Source organism: Alteromonas infernus (genome assembly GCF_902705815.1).
The window spans coordinates 322,430-340,983 of the sequence record NZ_CACSIG010000008.1 but is presented as its reverse complement, the minus strand read 5'-3'; the positions used below and the strand labels follow the sequence as shown (position 1 = coordinate 340,983).

Genomic DNA, 18,554 nt, shown 5'->3' with positions numbered 1-18,554 from the left:
CCCGTTTGTTCGGGGCTTTGTTTATCTATCTATGGCCTTTATTTGTTCAGCAACTACGTCGGCTATGGCGTTAGGTATGGGAATAGCCAAATGATAGTGAGCGACTTTCCATTTACCATCCTGCTTAGTTAATACGCCTGTTCCTCGGGTTTCCCCTAACTTTTCATTATCTAAAAGTTCATCAAACCAGGCTACCTTCTTGTCTGGCGAAAAATAAATGTGTCTGTCTCTAGGAGAGTATGTCCAGCCGCTGCCTTTATCGAAGTGGGGTTTTGCATATGCCATAAACGTTGTCAGACTCCATACCTCTGAAGCGTCGGTCCCGATAAAAACGGCGTTGTCATCATATAAGCCGAAATAGCTATCAAAGTCTGCGTTAGAGGCGTTCGTGTGCAAAGCATCAAGCACGTTGCCCACCGCCTCGCGATCGTCATCAGCACTTACCGACATAGAAAGTAACAACAGCATTAGTAGGGTTACATATTTCACGTTCTTATCTACCTCAAAGCTTGACTTAACGCCTATCTTAAAAGCTCACATAATATTTTGGAAACAATTATGAAGCTTATTGCGAGTACATTTAAAGTGATAAACCGTACATGCCCGATGTCTATATGAAAAGGTGTGTTGATGTTTCACATGGAACAAATTTTATGCTCCGATTGCCTTAAAAAGTCTGAATCAACAAATGTAAAGGTGGGGGGCGTCTAGCATGCTCAAGCGTATAAATTTGGACAAGCAGCAGTAAGCATTTAACGCCAACGGGAAGCTAATTTGTAACGGCGAATAAAGTTGTTTTGAGTATTTAAGGCTTTTAGAAGAAAGGCTGGCACGCTATTTAACGGTATGTTAACCATCAACCATCAACCTTCGTATTTAATCGCAGACTCTCTTACAACCAACGTAGGTTCGAAGCATTGCTTAATCTCATGGCCTTGGCCATAGACCTTATTTAATATGTACTTTGCTGACATTTCGGCCATTTCAGCCACAGGGTTACTTACTGTGGTTAACCTAGGAAAAACATGATGGGCAAAAACGACATCATCAAAACCCACAATGGATAAGTCATGTGGCAAGCTCATTCCTAAGTCTCTTGCACAACTAATAGCACCTGACGCCATCCAGTCGTTCGCGCACACTAAAGCGGAAAAGTGGTGATCTTGTGCCATCAACTCAAGTAACCCTACCTTTCCGTCATCCTCTGAATAATCGCCATTGAATACCAGCTGAGGGTTAACGGTTAACCCTGCCTCACTTAGCGCACGCTTATGCCCTTTTAAGCGTAAACAGGCATCTGCTTTGTCAGTAGGGCCAGAGATGTAAGCAATGTGCTTATGGCCTAACTCTAGTAAATGTCGCGTTGCTAGGTAGCCACCTTTTTCGTTATCTAAGGTTGTACAGGCATCGGGGAGGCCATCTACCTTGCGATTGACTAGTGCAACGGGAAGCTTGGATTGATTTAGTTCTAAGAGGTACGCATCAGACAGCGCTTCTGCGTGCATGATAAGCGCATCGCAGTTTCGGCTTATCAGAAATTCTACGGCATCCTTTTCCGTTTCTAAACAATTGCGCCCTACCGTGATAATGACGTGTTTATCTTGAGCGCGTAATGTAGATTCAACCGCTTGCATTAAGTCGCCGAAAAAAGGTGCATTAAGCTCGGGGACAAGTACACCTATGCTGTCGGTTCTACTGTTCGCCAGTGAACGAGCAACCGAGTTTGGTCGGTAATTCAGTTCCTTTACCGCTTTTTCAACCCGTTCTTTCAGCACTTTATTAACTGACGTTTTACCATTTAAAACACGGGATACGGTAGATAATGAAACGCCCGCGCGTTCAGCAACTTGGTAAATGGTAGGCACGTATTCAACCTCGTTTATAAATCAATGCGTAATCTTTCTTGTATTATGCCGACATCGGCGGTTCTGTGCTACGTCGAGCCAGTAATGCTTGAGTAACTTGTCTTTGCTTTTCATCATTTAAGGGGGCCAAGGCATGAAGCCACAGCAGTATCACCGTGTGGCCGATGAGATGAGTGAGCAATCTTTGAAACAGTTTCTTGCGGGACTAAAGCAGCAGGTGGACAACCACATAGCTAAACTTCCCGCGCACGAGGTGTTTTTAACACAGTATTTGGGGTGAGTTATAAGAAGTGTATTTTTGGAAGCTATTTATTACTATCTTTTGTCATTAACGTCATCAATCGCGGGTGTACAAATAATTTTTCCTTACCGGAATTCATTTCTTGCAGCACACCAATACCCGCTAACTGCTTTAAATACGTTGAAGCAGTTTGGCGTTTTGCAATGTCACGTTTAACTAAATTATTGATACGGCAGTAGGGTTGTTCAAAAATAAGCTGAACGAGCTCATAGCTATATATTTTAGGTAGCTGTGCTTTTATGTAATCGGTTGTACTTTCCATAAGTGCCCTTATCGCTGTGATCTTATCACTAGTCCATATGGCAGTTTGCTCGACACCTTTTAGTATAAATAACAGCCAATCTTCCCAATTCTGATCTTTGGTCACGTGGTTCAATAGGCGATAATAGTCTTGTTTATTATGAACGATGAAACGGCTTAAATACAAAATAGGTAGCGTTAAAAGACCGCATTCAATAAGGTACAAAACATTTAAAATACGTCCTGTTCGACCATTCCCATCATAAAATGGATGTATAGCTTCAAATTGATAATGGCTAACAGCCATCTTTATTAATGGATCTATATCATCGTCATCATGAAGAAATCGCTCCCAGTTAGTTAACAAGTCGCGGATAACGTTCTCTCCCGCAGGCGGGGTATAGATAATTTCTCCAGTCGTCTGGTTGCCTATAAAAGTCCCCGGTACTTTACGAATATCCATTTCAGAGTGCTTTAACGTACTGCATACTTCAATGGCTGTCGCTGTGCAAAGCGGCTTTCTTTCAAGTTGTATATAACCTTGATACAACGCTGTTCTGTAGCGTAAAGCTTCCTTTGTTGCATGATCAGCGCCCTTGTCTTCTAGCGCATACTGAAAAAGCTTATCGGTAGTGGTGACAATATTTTCAATTTCTGAACTGTCTTTTGCTTCCAGCAAAGGTAATAAGTTAATTAGCATGCTTTGGTTAGGTATGAGTTCTCCTGCCTTTTTTAATTCTGCTACAGCGGCGCGTGCAGAAATACAGGCTTTCAGAACGGCCTTCGTTTCTATGGAATGTAGATTTGGCGGTAATGTGGGTAATTGGTTGTAAGGCAGCTCTGCTTGCCAAATCATGTTTAAATTTCCAGTTTATATCGACATACATGAACTATTGGGTCAGTTTATGTCGATTAGATCGACATATCAATTCCATGTGTCGAGTTTTTTTATGTTTTTTTCGACATGACTTTCTTGTGTGTCGATACACTCGACACATCAACACTCAATCCAAACGATTTACCAAAATCGAGTTTTGAGTAGGAAACTTCAAAGCAGTACGCCATTCCTTAGGGCTGTTTAATATCCTCTTATTCACCCTTTAAAGCTTGGCATATCAAGTGTTGTCCCATTGTCCCAACTGCCCACGGTAAGTGAGCAAATGGGTGGCTAGTTAGTTTCGCCTGGCTGGCTTTTTCGGCATACGGCTGCGTTTGCCATCGAAGAAGGCCAATACTCTGAACCAATAGAGTGATTCTTTAAGTCAAAATGAGGGGGCTGCCCACCATTCTGCCCCCACTAAACAAGTAGTTGATAATGGAAATCTACCAACCGAATTGGACGGGAAAAATAAAAAAGCCCTGTAATTTCGATGCTCTTCACAAGGTAATACAGGGCTTTTAAGGCATTCTTGGACGGGTAAATTTCAACCCAAGAACCTATTCGATGTTTTGGATCTGTTCGCGCATCTGCTCAATTAATACTTTAAGCTCTACAGCTGATTGCGTTATGTCAGTGCTAATAGATTTTGAACCTAAGGTGTTCGATTCACGATTAAATTCCTGCATCATAAAGTCGAGTCTGCGGCCTACTGCCCCGCCCTTCTTAAGGATATTGCGGGTTTCTTTAACATGTGCGTTTAAGCGGTCTAGCTCTTCTGCCACATCCACTTTTTGCGCAAGCATGATCATCTCTTGCTCGAAACGGCCAGCGTCAAGCTCTACTTTTGCCTCTTCAAAGCGCGCCTGCACTCTTTCGCGCTGCCACACCATAATTTCAGGCATGCGCGCCGCCACTTTTTCCGCTTCTGCTTCAATGGCATCGAGGCGCTGCGTAATCATGCCTTTAAGCGCTTCGCCTTCTGTAGCACGGGCACTAATGAAGTCATTTAACGCTTGGTCAAACGCGGTCATTACATCGGCGTGAATGGCATCCATATCGGCCTCTTCGGCGGCAATTACGCCAGGCCAGCGCAATACGTCTAGCGGATTAACGCCAGTTGATTGACCGTGCGACTGCACCCAGTCGGCCGCGTGTAGAACTTGCTTTGCTAGCTCTTCATTTAAGCTAAGCTTGGTTACAGCTGCATCGTTTGCGGTAAAACGCAAGGCACATTCTACTTTTCCTCGCGCCAACTTTTTGCGGAAACGCTCGCGTAAAACAGGCTCTAGTGAGCGAAACTGCTCTGGTAGGCGGAAGTAGGTTTCTAAAAAGCGTTGGTTAACTGAGCGTATTTCCCAAACCGCTGAGCCCCACTCTTTTTTCGTTTCTACGCGTGCAAACGCTGTCATGCTGTAAATCATAAATATCCTTTAATTTTTATAAAAGCCTGCAAAAACAACCCGAACGTCGTGTTGTATACGTGAAAATCGAAGGCAGGTTTTCTTGTGTTTTGTATATTACCCCACATTTACGATTTTCAATAAGCAAACATGCAAAGTTCGTTTTTAACGCTTGCGGGTATTGCGTTATACTTAAGCGCAATTTCGTAGCTATTTTGTATTTGCAGCGTTTGGCCGCGCGTTAACTTTCTCGTATTTTTAACGCAGGGCAGAACTGTAAATCGCAATTCATTTTTAAGCATTTACGTTGTGGAGAACACTATGCGTCCAAGCGGCAGAACCGCCAGTCAAATTCGCCCCGTTACTATTACTCGCCAATACACTTGTCATGCAGAAGGCTCTGTTCTTGTAGAGTTTGGTAACACCAAGGTGTTGTGTAATGCGACGGTGGAAGAAGGTGTACCACGCTTTATGAAAGGCCAAGGCAAAGGTTGGGTGACGGCGGAATACAGTATGCTTCCGCGCGCAACCCATACTCGCAGCGGTCGTGAAGCCGCACGCGGTAAGCAAGGTGGCCGTACGTTAGAAATTCAGCGTCTCATCGCTCGCTCACTTCGCGCTGCACTTGACCTAAAATTACTGGGTGAAAACACCATCACGCTTGATTGCGATGTTATCCAGGCAGATGGCGGCACCCGCACAGCCTCAATTACCGGCGCATGTGTTGCCTTAGTTGATGCGCTTACATACATGCGCAGCAAAGGTATTATTAAAACAAACCCACTTAAGCACATGATTGCTGCGCTATCAGTCGGTATTTACGAAGGTACACCCATTGCTGACCTTGAGTATACCGAAGATTCTGAAGCTGAAACCGATATGAACATTGTAATGACAGAGACAGGTAAACTTATCGAAGTGCAAGGCACTGCTGAGGGCGAACCTTTCTCGTTTGAAGAACTTGATGAGCTGTTGAAAATTGGTAAGCACGGGCTGCGTGAACTATTCGATATTCAAAAAGCAGCCTTGGCGTAAGCGAGTAATAAAGAGGTCATCATGAAAGCGTTTCAGCGAGATTTTATCGAGTTTGCTATTGAACGTGGCGTACTGAAGTTTGGCGAATTTACGCTAAAATCGGGCCGCGTGAGCCCCTACTTCTTTAATGCTGGTTTGTTTAACCGCGGCGGTGATTTGGCCAAACTGGGCCGCTTTTACGCCAATGCACTAATGGATGCCGGCGTTGAGTTTAACGTACTGTTTGGCCCGGCCTACAAAGGCATTCCTATTGCCACTACGACTGCCGTGGCGTTGGCGGATAACCATAACCTTGATGTGCCTTATTGCTTTAACCGCAAAGAAGCCAAAACACACGGTGAAGGCGGCAATCTAGTGGGAAGCCCGCTAGAGGGCAAGGTTATGCTGGTGGATGATGTGATCACAGCCGGCACTGCTATTCGTGAGTCTATGACACTCATAGAGCAGCAGCAAGCAAGCCTGTCAGGCGTACTTATCGCGTTAGATAGACAAGAGCGCGGTAAAGGCGAGCTCTCTGCGATTCAAGAAGTAGAGCGCGACTTCAACACGCAGGTTATCTCGATTGTTTCCCTTGCCGATGTGGTGTCATACCTTGGTGAAAAAGGCGGTTTTGATAACGAGATCGCTGCAATAAACACCTATCGTGAAAACTATGGCATCTGAGTTTGACAACGTGTTTAACGCCGCCAGTCAGCACCTAGATGCTTTGGGACTTCGCTGCCCTGAGCCGGTGATGATGGTGCGTTTGAATATTCGAAAGTTGGCCGATGGGGAAACTCTTTCGGTCACGGCTGACGATCCATCAACGGCCAGAGATATTCCCAGTTTTTGCCGCTTTATGGACCATACCTTAGTGGCATCCCAAACTGAGACCTTACCGTATCAATACGTTATAAAGAAAGGGCGCGAATAGGCGCCCTTCTTTTTTAAACCGTTAGTCGATTTTTCTATACTTGGCTTCAAGTGCACAATAAAGTCCAAACATAATGAATCCAGCTCCTACGGCCGCGATAAGATAGGGGCCGAAGGGTTGCTGCATTAAGGTTTCAAGCGCTTTTTGTAAGCCACCTGCTTCTGAAGGATTACTCAAAAAAGCGGCGAGAATAAAAAAGCTTCCTACTAGCGAGTAAACAACGCCCCTAGCGGTATACCCTAGCCGGCCAGTTACGGTCACACTCTTTTCGATACGTTGACTTAACGCGGGTAAAGAAAACTTTTCTAAAAAGTCGGTGGTATAGGCATGCTTGAACTGCACAATAGCAAATATGAGTATACACAAACCAATGGCGGTCACTAATACTAAACCCCATTCGTACTGCATTAAAAACTCGCTGACCTTTTTTCCACTTCCTTGAGAAGAGGAACTACTTTTTAGTGCTAAAAGGGTTTTTCCACCCGCATAAGCGGCAATAAAATAGAAAGCGCCAGACACAAAGAAGAAGACTTTATTGATCATGTAGATAAAGAAACTGTCGTCAGTAGATTTATCAGTGATAAAAATTTGCAGCCAGCGCCAAGAGGCGTAACAGGCGAGACCGAGAACAAGAATACCTAAGAATACCTGTCCAAGGGGTTGTTGTTTAAGTGTAATAAAGACATGGGACTGGGAGGCTTTTTCACGACCCATCGTATTTAACACTGAGGTAAGAATGAATGCCCCCAGCATGATATACATAACGGTTTTCGCGCTGTAGCCCGCTTTAGCCGTAGCTTTTTTCCATTTCGACGAAGATTTCACGAGTTCCTCTCATAACCTAATGGCAACATTAATTCATCTACTTCTACGTTACCTATCAAGTTGCATTCCGCTTTTTATTTTCGTTTAAACTTCATCTAGCGAGCAGGGGCATCAGCTTTCTGCGCCATTTGCCGCTACTTGCAATAGCAGCTTTTGTAATACACGCTTGCTGTGCGCACAGGTGCAGTGGATGTCGGTCATATGCAAGACTTCCACGCTTAACATCTTTTGCAATACCGACGCTTTTACGTTTAACGAAACGAAGCCTTCTTGATTTGAAATTTGTTCTGGTGTCATGATCATTTCCCCTTTGTGAATAGTTTAATGCAGCGTTTCACTGGCCAATCGATTTGTGCATTCAGGCAAGTGAATGTGTTCAAGCGTTTGCTGTAATGATGCAATCAATCTACAAATAGAAGGGCTAGTGGCGTGAAGCGGTAATATTGCAATAAGTTGCTGTTGGCATTCTTGCAATATGGCGTGGGCCTCACGCTTTTTTTGCTCTTGTGCGAGAAGAGAGGACAAATACATGCCCATGGTGCCAAACGCGAGCACATCCTCTTGTATGGCTTTTTCTTTATTCGATGAGGTGGACTGTAGTGCATTAAGAATGACTTTGGCTGCTTCAAAGGTTTGATAACCCAGTTCCCTGGCCCGCTCACGCTTGCCCTGCTGATGGGCTTGCTGGGTTTGCGCTTGCATAGCAAGGCGATGTTGTCGGGCATTTAAAGGATTTAGCTGTAGCCACTTTTTATACACGGGACACAAACGCTGAACATTCATATAAGCACCTCCTGTTTTTTATAACATTAGTGCAAATAAGAATCATTATCAAATGTAAAGTTCAAAAAATCTATTGCAGCAATCGGTGTTCAGGAAATTGGGGTCATGAGGTCTTTAATTTGTTGCAGCGATTAACACGTCAAACTTTGTGTAGGCTATCCGAGTGCGTTAGACAGCCACCACAAAAAGATCACAGCAAGGGTAATGGCGACAACGGCTTTCATTTTATAACGTTTGATAAGCTGTTCGGCTTTATCTCCTGCGTAATACACGACAATCGCAAGCCCGAAGTATCGGATAGCCCGTGCTATGACGGTCGCTAAAAGAAACAGAGGTAGCGAAAATTTCGTCGCCCCTGCTGCGAGCATGGCAACTTGGAAGGGAATAGGCGCGATACCTAAGGTCATAACAAACCAAAAGCCTTGGTTTTGCATTTGCTGCTTAACATTATCGAACTGGTCTTGGCTGAAAAAAGTGTTAATCAACCACTCCCCTACTATATCAAATAAGTAATATCCAAGTGCATAGCCAAAAACAGCACCAATAACACAGCCTAATGTTGCCATGAACGCGATTTTCCACAGCGACTCGCGTCTTGCCTGCATTAGCGGAACCATTACCGCTTCAAGGGGAATAGGCACTATCGTGGATTCTAAAAACGACGCTAAGGTGATGCCTTTTAGCATATGTTTAGAGTCGATCAGCTTTTTAGTTTTATGTTTAACCTTTTTACCCAGTGCCATGTAATCTCTACTACTTAAATTATTTTTTACTGCCTGTATACAACACCGTCTTTCATCACAAATGACACGCGCTCCATAAGCGAGATGTCCTCTAGCGGGTTACCCGGTATGGCTACAATATCGGCTAACTTGCCTTGTTCCAGTGTGCCCAAAATATCGTCTATACCCAGTAATTCCGCGCTGTTAACGGTGGCGCTAAGCAGTGCATCAATCGGCTTCATACCGGCATCGACCATAAGCGAAAACTCTTGGGCATTATCGCCATGGGCCGACACACCGCTGTCTGTACCATAAGCAATTTTTACGCCCGCTTTGTGCGCTTCGGCGAAAGTATTTTGAATGAGCGGACCAATGGCTGCCGCTTTAGGGCGAACGAGTTCTGGGAAGAAGCCGTCTATTTTAGCTTTATCGGCTACGAACTTACCCGCCAGTATGGTAGGCACATAGTAGGTACCGTGTTTTTTCATAAGGTTGCGAATTTCATCATCCATGAAAGTACCGTGCTCGATAGAATCCACACCTGCTTCAATGGCTCGCATCATCCCTTCCTTGCCGTGGGCGTGTACGGCTACTGTCATGCCATAATCTTTTGCTGTAGCGACTATAGCTTCCAGTTCATCCGTCATAAATTGTGGGTTTTGGCCGCTTTTAGCTACGCTCAACACGCCCCCGGTTGCCGTAATTTTAATGAGGTCTGCGCCGTCCTGATAGCGAGCGCGAACGGCTTCTCGGGCTTCGACTTCTCCGTTCGCCACGCCTTGTTTGGGGCCTACATCAGGGCGCAATAGGTGTGACATGCCGTTGCTTGGGTCGGCATGCCCCCCGGTCGTAGCGATAGATTTAGCTGCCGTGTATATACGTGGCCCTGAAGCGTACCCTTTTGCAATAGCATTGCGTAATGCGACGGTTTCATTGTAGCCGTCACCCAGATTTCTTACCGTAGTAAAGCCAGCGTTTAGCGTTACTTCGGCGTATTTAGCTGCGCGCAACGCATAGTCGGCTTCATTCAATGAAAAGCGCTCAAGGTACGTTTGTGGCCCGCCATGCTGTGACGACAAGTGCACATGCATATCCATTAACCCAGGCATAACCGTCGCGGCTTTTAAATCAATAACCGTGTCGCCTTCCTGCGCTCGCGTAAACCCTTTTTGCACGGAAGCTATTTTGTTATCTTCAACAACAATAGTTACATTGCTCAACAGCTTTTTTGACGTACCAGTAAAGGCTTTTCCAGCGTGGATAAGGGTTGCTGCTGCGGTTGAAAAAGAGGACGACAACAGGGCTGCGGCTACCGTCAGCGTAATGAGAGGCTTATTCATGATATAGGTCTTCTTGTTGATTGTTTTGTAGACTATATCGAATGTAATGCACCTGTTGATATAACGCAAAGTAAAGCGCTATCAATGGCGTCTTTTCAGTGATAAGTGACCTAACGTGCTCGCACTTGCGTCTTTATTAAGGCGCTATTAATGCTACCTAGCAACTTCACCTAATATAAAACGTTTCCCACTTGAGCGAATCGAAAACGATGTTACAGACTCGTTTGCGTGTTCGTCGGCATGCTCAAGTAGTTGATAGTAAACATTTTGGTGTAGTCTAGCCCATAAGTTCCTACGCACATTCACATAGGGAATGGGCGTAGCTTGGGGGTCTTGGATGGCTTTGGGGGGAACCCGTAGTTCAAGTTGTTCTGCATGTTCTAAACGTATTTCGTCACCGGTTTGCGTGGTAAAGGTGAACACGTCGTCATCGGTGCGTTCGCCTTTTTCTTTTTGCCATTGAGTAACAAGAAAAGGCGTGTCCTCTACGGTAATACCTACTTTTTCCACGGGGGTTACCAGGAAGTAGTTTTCATCTTCCCGCTTTAAGACCGAGGCAAAAAGTTGGACCAGACTCGCTCGCCCAATCGGGCTTCCTTCGTAAAACCACCTGCCATCCAGGGCAATCGTAAGGTTAATGTCTCCGCAAAAATCGGGATCCCATTTCTCAACAGGCGGTAAAGGGCGCGCTTTTGACGACGTGCCCTTAAGCTGTTGTTGAAATCTAGTTAGATCCACGTTCTTCAACCAATACTTTCAGCTCGCGTAGCTTTGCCTTGATACGGCGCATGTTATCTGGCCCGGTGCGAAGTAATTGTTTTTGCGGTTCATTTAAATTTTCCAAGCGCTCATCCGCATATTTATAGGCTACTGAGTCGGAATAGACCTCAACTGGAACTGGTACTTCAGGGGTGTCTAAAAGCTGATCAATAGCTTCTAATAGCACTTGATTAAAGTCCTCGTCAGGGTTTCCAATCTCTGAGAATTTCGCTTGAATATCGCCTTTATAAATACCGTAGATATTAAGTAATGCGTCATTATCAAACGACTCGAGCATATCTACATAAGGCGTGTAACGCTTGTAGCTTGCCGCATCAATCCACTGCTTACCTGCCTGTGAGTAAACGCGAAAGTTTTGCTCTGGAGGCGTAAGTAGCTGATGATTAGGTGCCATTTCATCGTTCGCTAAGTTGGTAACCGATACCACAAAGCGTTGAATAAGTCCTTCGTTCACCAGCATGCGATTAACCGTTGCTTCATCTGCTGATGAGCTTTCAATTAACGATGCTTTCACCGCAGGGTCGCTAGTATCGAGAGGCTCAGGGGCTGACTCGACAGATTCTGGAAGAGGTTCAACTTCGTCTTTTTCTTCCAGCTCAACCGTTGGCGCTGGTTGGGCAGGCTCAAAAACTTCGGGTTCTTGAGGCTCAGTGATTTCCGGCTCAGTAACTTCAGTCTCAGGTGTAACTGCTGGCTCGGGCTCATCTTCGCTGGGCCAAAAGACTATGGCCAGAATAACGATAAGAAGAATGCCAACAATTATAAAATGAGGGCCTAACGATTTCTTTTCTGACGATTCGCTCATAATGACTCCACTACAAAAATATCCTTTCGGTAATACTATCAGAGATAACACCCAAAATTAGAAAATCAATCAAGAGAATTGTTCCCCTTCATCGTAAATTCCTTATTTAAGACACTTTTTTAACGTAAAAAGACCGGTTTTCGATTGGTTTTATTCATCAATTAAGGGGAAACCCTTATTTTTAGGGAGAAAAAATGGCGTTAATGTGTAAATAGAATAATGAAATTCAAAACATTTGTTTAACATTTTTTTGTTTTATGTACTAATGTGTTGATTCAACGAGATAAAGTACTGGAAACCACACGAAAACATACGCTTTTTAGCGAAATTCTCGTGAGGTGTAAGGAGGCTTTAACGTTATAGGCATTTGATAGGAAAACTAGCGTGAGTAGATTTAGACAGTATCACCCGAAACTTCATACCCCAGTAATGCGCTACAGTCATATGCAGCTTTTAATTATGCTTGGGGTAACGCTATACCTATTTTTGAATATTAACAGCTTACCGATTGAGCATCAGCTGATTGCTGTAGCGACAGTCGTGGTTATGAGTATTCAAAATGCGTTTATTCTCTCAAAAGCTAAGGTGGCACTTGCTGTCGAGGGGCCAAGGCTACTTGTATTTCCTTTAATGTGGGTTGCCTCGGGAATGGGCTATGCGGCGTTGATATATAGCGCATCGTCTATTGCTTCGCTGTTGGTTTTGGCTAATGCCGTGCGCCATCGCAACCACCGCCGCCCACTTAATATCCCTAATGAACCTGAAAACCTCGCTTAGCGTATAAGCGTTGTTTTATATTGCCCTTGATAGTGCGGTTGGCATTTTATCACGTAGAGAATGACTTACCGTAAAGGGAGGTAGAAAGCGTTAGACGCGCTCGCTATGTTCATGAGGTAGGTATGCAAAAATTTTACTTTCGGGATATCGAGGATACGCCAACAGTCATCGATTATTTAGAGGTTCAGTCTTACGAGATGAATGTCTATCTCGTTTATTTATCAATTGGAAAGCAAAGCGGTATGCTTTATGACAATAAAGACAAACCTATGCGCTTTTTTAGCGCCGGGCATATCCGTGAGGCATTTGCCCATTGCCACGTGCACAAAGCCGTAATGAAGCACGACACGCCTTACGATGAAATGATAGGCAACCCGCCAAAAAGCGAAGAGCAAATGGCGCTACCGTTTAGTATGCAACTGCCTTATTAATTTACGTGTGGTGTTTACGCTGTAAGCCAGGTGCTAGCGGCTTCTCGCATATCAACGTTTGCGCTTAGTCGCTTAGCAAGCAGAAACAGCCCACCCAGCTTTCGATGTATAAAAAGGGCATCTACCGGCGGTGTGTGCCAGAAGTTATGCTCCATGGTGAGTGTCATTCCCTTTTCATGAAGGCGCGTAATGAGGTCGCTTTGGCCAAAATCATACGGTCCTTCATGCCTTATTGCCTCACAGGCTTCCATCCCAATGTTAATCACGGCGTCTATTTGCGTTTGACTATGAGTTTCATCAATTAGCCCTATGGCAAAGGCCGCCTGCTGCATCATCTTTTCATCGTTCTTCGCTGCGCTGTTCAGTAAAATTTGGTATTGCGCGGCAATGTGGTCAGGGACTTCTCGCGTGGCACCGAAGTCTAATAGTACAATTTCTTTAGTATCTGGTTTAAATCTATAGTTTGCTAAATTGGGGTCGCTTTGTAGAAGTTTGAAATTGAAGACTTCATTAAAAAATAAAGTCATCAACGCGGTCATCACGGCATCTCTTATTTTTTGGGGCTCGTCTAGCAATACATCTAAAGGTTGGCCTTCTATAAAGTCCATCGCTAATACGGTGCTAGTGGTAAGTGGTGCGTAAGTTTTAGGGATAATAAACGCGGTAGAGCAGTGACGAGAAAAGTCACTCGCTTCAACCAGTGCGCGATAGCGGTTGAGCATTTTTGCTTCGCGCTCATAATCTGCCTCTTGATGCAGCTGCGTTTTGGCGTCTTGTAATAGGGGGCCAATGTCTAAAGATTTTGGGACCAACCCGGTCAGCTTTATAAGCGTTGCTACATTATCAATATCACTATCGATGCTTTGTTTAACGCCAGGGTACTGTACCTTAACCGCAAGCATCTCACCTTCCATCGTAATCACTTTATGTACTTGACCTATGGAAGCGGCTGCAATTGGCGCAAAGGAAAAGTAGAGTAAGCCATCTTGCCATTTCTCGCCCCAGGCGTTATTCAGAGTCTCTATTAGCTGGCTTTTAGGCATGGGGTCGGCGTCTTCGCGCAATCGACCCAAAATCACGGCTAACTCTTCAGGTAAAAAGTCACCGGCATCCATAGAGATGAGCTGACCCAGCTTCATGGCGGCCCCGCGCATGCTGGCTAGCTGATCTGCGATGTTAGCAATGTTTTTGGGCGTTAAAAGCAATGAAGATAACACTGGCTTTTCGCCTTTCAAAAGCTGACCTGCACCTTGGGTCACCACATTGCCTGCAATTTTTCCTGCCAATGAACCAAGACGTCCTATACGAGAAAGTCGCGATGAGGGGATCGCTTTGCTGGGGCGCGGTGTTAATTCATCTTTGGTATCTGATTTATCTGCCATACACTCACTCAAATTTTGTTAAGAAGCGAGACAACAGCACGTGTGAAAGCAAGTAAGAGAGGTATCGTATGAGCACTGCTGAACTAATATATTAGTTTTACTTACGACCGGGCGTTACGGATCCCGCAGGCACAAGATAATTAATTAAAATTCACAACGACGTCTATTGAGGCTTTATAAGCACAGTTGACGCAATGGTTGCATTGAATGTTAGCTTTTTATCCCGTTAACCGTGGGAATGACATATAAGTGCCACGCGTTAGATAATTTGAGATGTAAACTGAATAGCCAAACCAATAACGCTTCCGTAAGCAAAGCCAGACCAACCACTGGCGCTTCTGTAGCGAAATAGTGCTGCTCCAAAGAAACCGCACCATAACATGGCTGCATAGGCGGAAATAAGTCCACCGCCCATGCCCGTATCAGGTAAAAACAGCATAACAACAAACGTTAATGCCATGGCCCCACTCAACACCACCCACATAATGTTCTTTTTGTCAGAAAAGGCATTACTCGGTGACTTAATAGTGTCTTTCTGCTCTGCACTTTCAGCGTGTTCGGCAAGTTGAGCCGCTTTTGCTAAACGCTTTTTGCGTTCACTTCGCTCGCTTCGCGATGCATTCTTTTTGACCTGAGAAGGTATTGGTGCAGCAGTACTATTGGCCATGGTTTACCTCACTAACGGGTTTCAGTAACGTGCTTGATCCATAGATAAGGTAGAGCAGGCGTAAGAAAAAGACTATAAGACTTCGGTCTCACATTGACATGAAGGTGCAAGAAAAGAGAAAGCCCGCTTACATTTACCGCAAAGGATGTCTGTAATACGGGCTTTCACATGGCGTAATGCCGCTAGATATTAGTGATGATCGCTAATTTGGCTGCTAAAGCTTACTTCTAACAGGTTTACACTATCTGCAAAGGTAAGGGTTTTAATATCGCCCTTTCCTTCTACATTTAGCGTGTTTACTTGTTTAGGCCATAAGTCACGCAATGCATCGTGGCGAATTTTTACGCCTTCGAGCACGGGGGGCTCAGCCGTTTCTTGATAAACCCAAAAGTGCTTACCTTCCACTTCAAACCCTACGTCTGCTAGCGTTAAAGGCTCGCCTGCGGCGTTCAAAATAGCGAAGTGACGTGCCACATAATCAGCAAAGTGTTGCTGAGTTTCCACGTCATCCATAATTTCAGCGTGTTTATCAAACAAGGCTTTCACCGCATGCTCAGCGTCGTGAAGATTAAACCGGTGCATCACTTCAATATTTTCAGTTCGTGGGTTGAATAACACTGTTGTGATAGCCGCTTTAATTTGGTGAGCCTGCAAGGCAGTACTGTACGAGGCTGCACCTACCAACACAGTCGCGGTAAGCATGAACATACACACGCTTGCAAGCAGAGCACGAGGGCTCTGCTGCAATCGGGGTAAAGACAACTTACTCGTCATCTTTGTCCTCGTCGTCATCGGTTTTCAGCTCGGTTTTTGAATCGTGCATAAGGTCGCGATACTCATAGGTATTACGCGGTTTATTCTTATACGCTTCAATACGCGACGGAATGATGCGACGTGGATAGTGATTGTTTTCCACATTTACATCTGCCGTTTCCCAGTGTGGGTCAACCGTTACGCTTATCAGCTCTTTATCTTTGTCAGTCACGATAAGCTTGCTTACTGCCTTAGGTGTACGACGCCAGATTTCTGCTGGAATGCGCATTTCTTCTTTTGTGCCGTCTTCAAAACTTAGCTCAAGGATAATCGGCATGACCAGACCCCCTTTGTTGCTAAAATCTAGCACGTAGTAGTTTTTGTCTTCTTTTACTGCACGTTCAAACGCTTTACGTTCCCAAGGCTCAAGCTTATCAAGAAATTTCTTGTACTTGTTGCGTTCTTTGTTGGTTACCGTGTAGCGGTCGTTTTCGTCGTAAAAATCGCTGATGTCTTCAAAGCGCTCTACCCACAGCTTTCTACCTTCTTCCTTGTTGCGAATATCGGTAAGTGACTTAGGTTTTTCCATTTCCGCTTCGCGTTCGCGAGCAAAATCAATATCTGGATCTTCAGTGTCTAAACGCAGCTTGTAAACGCTGTCTAGGCTGATATCTACGTGGTCGGTAGTATAGAACCACCCGCGCCAGAACCAATCAAGATCTACACCTGACGCTTCTTCCATGGTGCGGAAGAAATCAGATGGTGTAGGACGCTTGAACATCCAACGCTGCGCATATTCTTTAAACGCAAAGTCGAAAAGCTCACGGCCAAGAATGGTTTCACGAAGAATGTTAAGTGCTACCGCTGGCTTAGTATAAGCATTAGGGCCTAAACGAAGTACTGAATCAGACTGCGTCATAATTGGCACTTGGGTTTGAGACTTCATGTAGCCTGTAATATCGCGAGGCTCAACACCCCATGGAATCGTTGGATCCCATTCACGACCGGCAACGCCATCTAGGAAGCTGTTTAGCCCTTCATCCATCCACGTCCACTGACGCTCATCAGAGTTCACCGTCATAGGGAAATAAATGTGACCCACTTCGTGAATAACCACGCCAATAAGGAAGCGCTTTTCAGCAAGCGAATAAGTGCGTGAACCGTCATCGCGTAGCTCTGTACGCGGGCCATTGAAGGTGATCATGGGGTATTCCATGCCGCCCACCGGGCCATTTACCGACTGGGCAACAGGGTATGGGTAATCAAAGCTAAAACGGCTGTAAACATCCATAGTATGGATGATGGATTCTGTTGAATACTTCTGCCATAGCTCGCCACCTTCTTTCGGGTAGAAAGACATCGCCATCACCAGGGGTTGCGTGTCGCCACCTTGTTGATAACCGCGTGCATCCCACGCGAACTTACGCGAAGATGCCCAGGCGAAGTCACGTACGTTATCGGCTTTAAAGGTCCAAGTTTTAAGCTTAGACGTGCCTTCTTTTTCATTTTCAATCGCTTCTTCAGGAGAAACGATAAACACGATGCGGTCAGCTTTTTCTGCTTTTTTCAAACGATCGCGCTGCGTTTTGGTTAGCACGTCTTTCGGGTTTTGAAGCACACCTGTAGAAGACACAATATGATCCGCTGGAACTGTGATATCTACTTCATAGTTACCAAATTCTAGCGTGAACTCACCACGGCCAATGAACTCTTTATTGGTCCAAGCTTCGTAGTCAGTGTATGCAGCTAGGCGTGGGAACCACTGGGCTAGCAAGAAGATGTCGTTGCCACCCTCGCGCTCGTCATCTGGGAAGTGCTCGTAACCTGCACGGGCTGAAACTGCATCCTCTTCTACAATGTTGAACGCAAAATCGATATCAAAAGTGACTTCGCTGCCAGGTTTAAGTGGCTTTGCAAGGTCAACACGCATCAGTGTACCAACAATGGTATGACGTAAATCATTACCCGATTTGTCTTCTACACGAGAGATGGTGTAACCCAATTCGTTATCGTCAACAAACTGCTGGCGACGTAGCGCACCCATGCTCAGCTTGGCGGGCTTATCGCCGCTCGCTGCCTGTGTGCCTGGCCCACGGTTACCTATGCCACCAAAGGTTGTGGTAAGGGCTGACATAGAGTCATCGCGGAATTTGTTTTGATCAAGCTGAATCCATAAATACTTAAGCGTATCTGGCGAGTTGTTGTGATACGTGATGGTTTCACTCGCTTCAAGGCGGCGCTCGTCTTCAAGTAGTTTTACGTCAATATCGTAATCTACTTGTTGCTGCCAGTATTGATGACCCGGCTCGCCAGCAGCGTTACGGTATACGTTTGGAGTAGGGAGAACTTCGTCTAGCTGACGGAATTTATCTTCGAAATCGCCTTTAGTTTGTTTTATAGCGGCGGTACTTGGAAGAGAAATCAGCATAGACAACACTGGCGCTAGCCAGAAAAAGTGTCGTTTTGCGGTGCTCATGCAGTTTCCTTGCAACTTGTAAGTTAGTATTGTTATAAGATAACAGCTTCTAGTATATAAGCATGCCGGTCACAATCCAATTTTTTGGCCGTAAACTAACCATGTTTTAACGCAAAAAAACTGTAACAGAACGTTTTGTTTCAAGCTTTAACTGTCGTATTCTTAAGCCCTTGTTTTCT

21 protein-coding genes are annotated in these 18,554 nt (G+C 45.1%); 6 read left to right on the top strand and 15 right to left on the bottom strand.

Annotated elements, in window-relative coordinates; translation table 11 throughout:
- Positions 1-21 precede the first annotated feature (21 nt).
- Together ACX5J7_RS03435 and ACX5J7_RS03430 are read right to left on the bottom strand one after the other, a co-directional pair.
- The gene (locus ACX5J7_RS03435; protein ID WP_498706118.1) at positions 22-489 is read right to left on the bottom strand and encodes a nuclear transport factor 2 family protein; all 468 of its coding nucleotides are present in this window, start codon (positions 487-489) and stop codon (positions 22-24) included.
- A 374-nt stretch (positions 490-863) separates the two neighbouring features.
- Positions 864-1,865 carry a LacI family DNA-binding transcriptional regulator gene (locus ACX5J7_RS03430; protein WP_474115640.1) on the bottom strand — a complete coding sequence of 334 codons (1,002 nt, stop codon included), beginning with the start codon at positions 1,863-1,865 and terminating at the stop codon, positions 864-866.
- 133 nt (positions 1,866-1,998) lie between these two features.
- Between ACX5J7_RS03430 and ACX5J7_RS03425 the strand changes: the two genes are divergently transcribed.
- Entirely contained in the window at positions 1,999-2,145 is a 147-nt protein-coding gene (locus ACX5J7_RS03425) for a hypothetical protein (protein ID WP_012520206.1), read from the top strand.
- A gap of 25 nt (positions 2,146-2,170) precedes the next feature.
- Here ACX5J7_RS03425 and fic read toward each other — a convergent pair whose 3' ends face one another.
- Together fic and ACX5J7_RS03415 are read right to left on the bottom strand one after the other, a co-directional pair.
- A complete protein-coding gene (gene fic, locus ACX5J7_RS03420) occupies positions 2,171-3,262 on the bottom strand; it encodes a protein adenylyltransferase Fic (RefSeq protein ID WP_498706115.1) in 1,092 nt (363 codons plus the stop codon).
- A 581-nt stretch (positions 3,263-3,843) separates the two neighbouring features.
- Positions 3,844-4,707, bottom strand: coding sequence for a YicC/YloC family endoribonuclease (locus ACX5J7_RS03415; RefSeq protein WP_012518694.1), 864 nt, complete (start codon positions 4,705-4,707; stop codon positions 3,844-3,846).
- A 300-nt stretch (positions 4,708-5,007) separates the two neighbouring features.
- Here ACX5J7_RS03415 and rph point away from each other — a divergent pair, with 300 nt between their 5' ends.
- Genes rph through tusA form a run of 3 tightly spaced genes read left to right on the top strand, consistent with a single transcriptional unit; the run spans position 5,008 to position 6,634 of the window.
- Positions 5,008-5,721, top strand: a complete 714-nt coding sequence (gene rph / locus ACX5J7_RS03410) for a ribonuclease PH (RefSeq protein WP_012518696.1) — start codon at positions 5,008-5,010, stop codon at positions 5,719-5,721.
- Between the two features lie 21 nt (positions 5,722-5,742).
- Entirely contained in the window at positions 5,743-6,384 is a 642-nt protein-coding gene (gene pyrE, locus ACX5J7_RS03405) for an orotate phosphoribosyltransferase (RefSeq protein ID WP_012518697.1), read from the top strand.
- A complete protein-coding gene (gene tusA, locus ACX5J7_RS03400) occupies positions 6,374-6,634 on the top strand; it encodes a sulfurtransferase TusA (protein ID WP_020744569.1) in 261 nt (86 codons plus the stop codon). Before pyrE ends, tusA begins: the two co-directional genes overlap by 11 nt.
- A gap of 21 nt (positions 6,635-6,655) precedes the next feature.
- On the opposite strand, the gene ACX5J7_RS03395 is transcribed toward tusA, so the two are convergent.
- From ACX5J7_RS03395 to ACX5J7_RS03365, 7 genes are all read right to left on the bottom strand, one after another.
- Complete coding sequence (locus ACX5J7_RS03395; protein WP_020746906.1) at positions 6,656-7,459, bottom strand: DUF1206 domain-containing protein; 804 nt, start codon at positions 7,457-7,459, stop codon at positions 6,656-6,658.
- A gap of 111 nt (positions 7,460-7,570) precedes the next feature.
- Positions 7,571-7,756, bottom strand: coding sequence for a hypothetical protein (locus ACX5J7_RS03390; protein ID WP_020744567.1), 186 nt, complete (start codon positions 7,754-7,756; stop codon positions 7,571-7,573).
- 24 nt (positions 7,757-7,780) lie between these two features.
- The gene (locus ACX5J7_RS03385; RefSeq protein ID WP_020744566.1) at positions 7,781-8,242 is read right to left on the bottom strand and encodes a hypothetical protein; all 462 of its coding nucleotides are present in this window, start codon (positions 8,240-8,242) and stop codon (positions 7,781-7,783) included.
- A 155-nt stretch (positions 8,243-8,397) separates the two neighbouring features.
- Positions 8,398-8,985, bottom strand: a complete 588-nt coding sequence (locus tag ACX5J7_RS03380) for a YqaA family protein (RefSeq protein WP_020744565.1) — start codon at positions 8,983-8,985, stop codon at positions 8,398-8,400.
- Between the two features lie 26 nt (positions 8,986-9,011).
- A complete protein-coding gene (locus tag ACX5J7_RS03375) occupies positions 9,012-10,304 on the bottom strand; it encodes an amidohydrolase family protein (RefSeq protein WP_498706111.1) in 1,293 nt (430 codons plus the stop codon).
- Between the two features lie 153 nt (positions 10,305-10,457).
- Positions 10,458-11,042 (bottom strand): DUF1285 domain-containing protein, encoded by a 585-nt coding sequence (locus ACX5J7_RS03370; protein WP_024017264.1) that lies wholly within the window; start codon positions 11,040-11,042, stop codon positions 10,458-10,460.
- Positions 11,029-11,889 carry a DUF3014 domain-containing protein gene (locus tag ACX5J7_RS03365; protein WP_020744562.1) on the bottom strand — a complete coding sequence of 287 codons (861 nt, stop codon included), beginning with the start codon at positions 11,887-11,889 and terminating at the stop codon, positions 11,029-11,031. Before ACX5J7_RS03365 ends, ACX5J7_RS03370 begins: the two co-directional genes overlap by 14 nt.
- A 384-nt stretch (positions 11,890-12,273) precedes the next feature.
- Here ACX5J7_RS03365 and ACX5J7_RS03360 point away from each other — a divergent pair, with 384 nt between their 5' ends.
- Positions 12,274-12,666 carry a hypothetical protein gene (locus ACX5J7_RS03360; RefSeq protein ID WP_278384120.1) on the top strand — a complete coding sequence of 131 codons (393 nt, stop codon included), beginning with the start codon at positions 12,274-12,276 and terminating at the stop codon, positions 12,664-12,666.
- Between the two features lie 122 nt (positions 12,667-12,788).
- Complete coding sequence (locus tag ACX5J7_RS03355; protein ID WP_020744561.1) at positions 12,789-13,097, top strand: DUF6482 family protein; 309 nt, start codon at positions 12,789-12,791, stop codon at positions 13,095-13,097.
- A 14-nt stretch (positions 13,098-13,111) separates the two neighbouring features.
- Here ACX5J7_RS03355 and ACX5J7_RS03350 read toward each other — a convergent pair whose 3' ends face one another.
- From ACX5J7_RS03350 to ACX5J7_RS03335, 4 genes are all read right to left on the bottom strand, one after another.
- Complete coding sequence (locus tag ACX5J7_RS03350; RefSeq protein ID WP_498706106.1) at positions 13,112-14,479, bottom strand: ABC1 kinase family protein; 1,368 nt, start codon at positions 14,477-14,479, stop codon at positions 13,112-13,114.
- A 259-nt stretch (positions 14,480-14,738) separates the two neighbouring features.
- Positions 14,739-15,146: a hypothetical protein gene (locus ACX5J7_RS03345; protein WP_020744559.1), complete on the bottom strand. Its 408-nt coding sequence runs from the start codon at positions 15,144-15,146 to the stop codon at positions 14,739-14,741.
- Between the two features lie 189 nt (positions 15,147-15,335).
- Positions 15,336-15,920 carry a DUF6702 family protein gene (locus tag ACX5J7_RS03340; RefSeq protein WP_498706103.1) on the bottom strand — a complete coding sequence of 195 codons (585 nt, stop codon included), beginning with the start codon at positions 15,918-15,920 and terminating at the stop codon, positions 15,336-15,338.
- Positions 15,910-18,375 (bottom strand): M1 family aminopeptidase, encoded by a 2,466-nt coding sequence (locus ACX5J7_RS03335; protein ID WP_012518711.1) that lies wholly within the window; start codon positions 18,373-18,375, stop codon positions 15,910-15,912. Before ACX5J7_RS03335 ends, ACX5J7_RS03340 begins: the two co-directional genes overlap by 11 nt.
- Positions 18,376-18,554 lie beyond the last annotated feature (179 nt).

Bases quoted from the DNA above. Each gene is read 5' to 3' on its own strand.
- ACX5J7_RS03380 (WP_020744565.1), bottom strand. From the start codon at position 8,985: ATGGCACTGGGTAAAAAGGTTAAACATAAAACTAAAAAGCTGATCGAC.
- ACX5J7_RS03425 (WP_012520206.1), top strand. From the start codon at position 1,999: ATGAAGCCACAGCAGTATCACCGTGTGGCCGATGAGATGAGTGAGCAA.
- ACX5J7_RS03385 (WP_020744566.1), bottom strand. From the start codon at position 8,242: ATGAATGTTCAGCGTTTGTGTCCCGTGTATAAAAAGTGGCTACAGCTA.
- ACX5J7_RS03335 (WP_012518711.1), bottom strand. From the start codon at position 18,375: ATGAGCACCGCAAAACGACACTTTTTCTGGCTAGCGCCAGTGTTGTCT.
- ACX5J7_RS03350 (WP_498706106.1), bottom strand. From the start codon at position 14,479: ATGGCAGATAAATCAGATACCAAAGATGAATTAACACCGCGCCCCAGC.
- ACX5J7_RS03355 (WP_020744561.1), top strand. From the start codon at position 12,789: ATGCAAAAATTTTACTTTCGGGATATCGAGGATACGCCAACAGTCATC.
- ACX5J7_RS03375 (WP_498706111.1), bottom strand. From the start codon at position 10,304: ATGAATAAGCCTCTCATTACGCTGACGGTAGCCGCAGCCCTGTTGTCG.
- rph (WP_012518696.1), top strand. From the start codon at position 5,008: ATGCGTCCAAGCGGCAGAACCGCCAGTCAAATTCGCCCCGTTACTATT.
- ACX5J7_RS03415 (WP_012518694.1), bottom strand. From the start codon at position 4,707: ATGATTTACAGCATGACAGCGTTTGCACGCGTAGAAACGAAAAAAGAG.
- ACX5J7_RS03345 (WP_020744559.1), bottom strand. From the start codon at position 15,146: ATGGCCAATAGTACTGCTGCACCAATACCTTCTCAGGTCAAAAAGAAT.
- tusA (WP_020744569.1), top strand. From the start codon at position 6,374: ATGGCATCTGAGTTTGACAACGTGTTTAACGCCGCCAGTCAGCACCTA.
- fic (WP_498706115.1), bottom strand. From the start codon at position 3,262: ATGATTTGGCAAGCAGAGCTGCCTTACAACCAATTACCCACATTACCG.
- ACX5J7_RS03365 (WP_020744562.1), bottom strand. From the start codon at position 11,889: ATGAGCGAATCGTCAGAAAAGAAATCGTTAGGCCCTCATTTTATAATT.
- ACX5J7_RS03390 (WP_020744567.1), bottom strand. From the start codon at position 7,756: ATGACACCAGAACAAATTTCAAATCAAGAAGGCTTCGTTTCGTTAAAC.
- ACX5J7_RS03340 (WP_498706103.1), bottom strand. From the start codon at position 15,920: ATGACGAGTAAGTTGTCTTTACCCCGATTGCAGCAGAGCCCTCGTGCT.
- pyrE (WP_012518697.1), top strand. From the start codon at position 5,743: ATGAAAGCGTTTCAGCGAGATTTTATCGAGTTTGCTATTGAACGTGGC.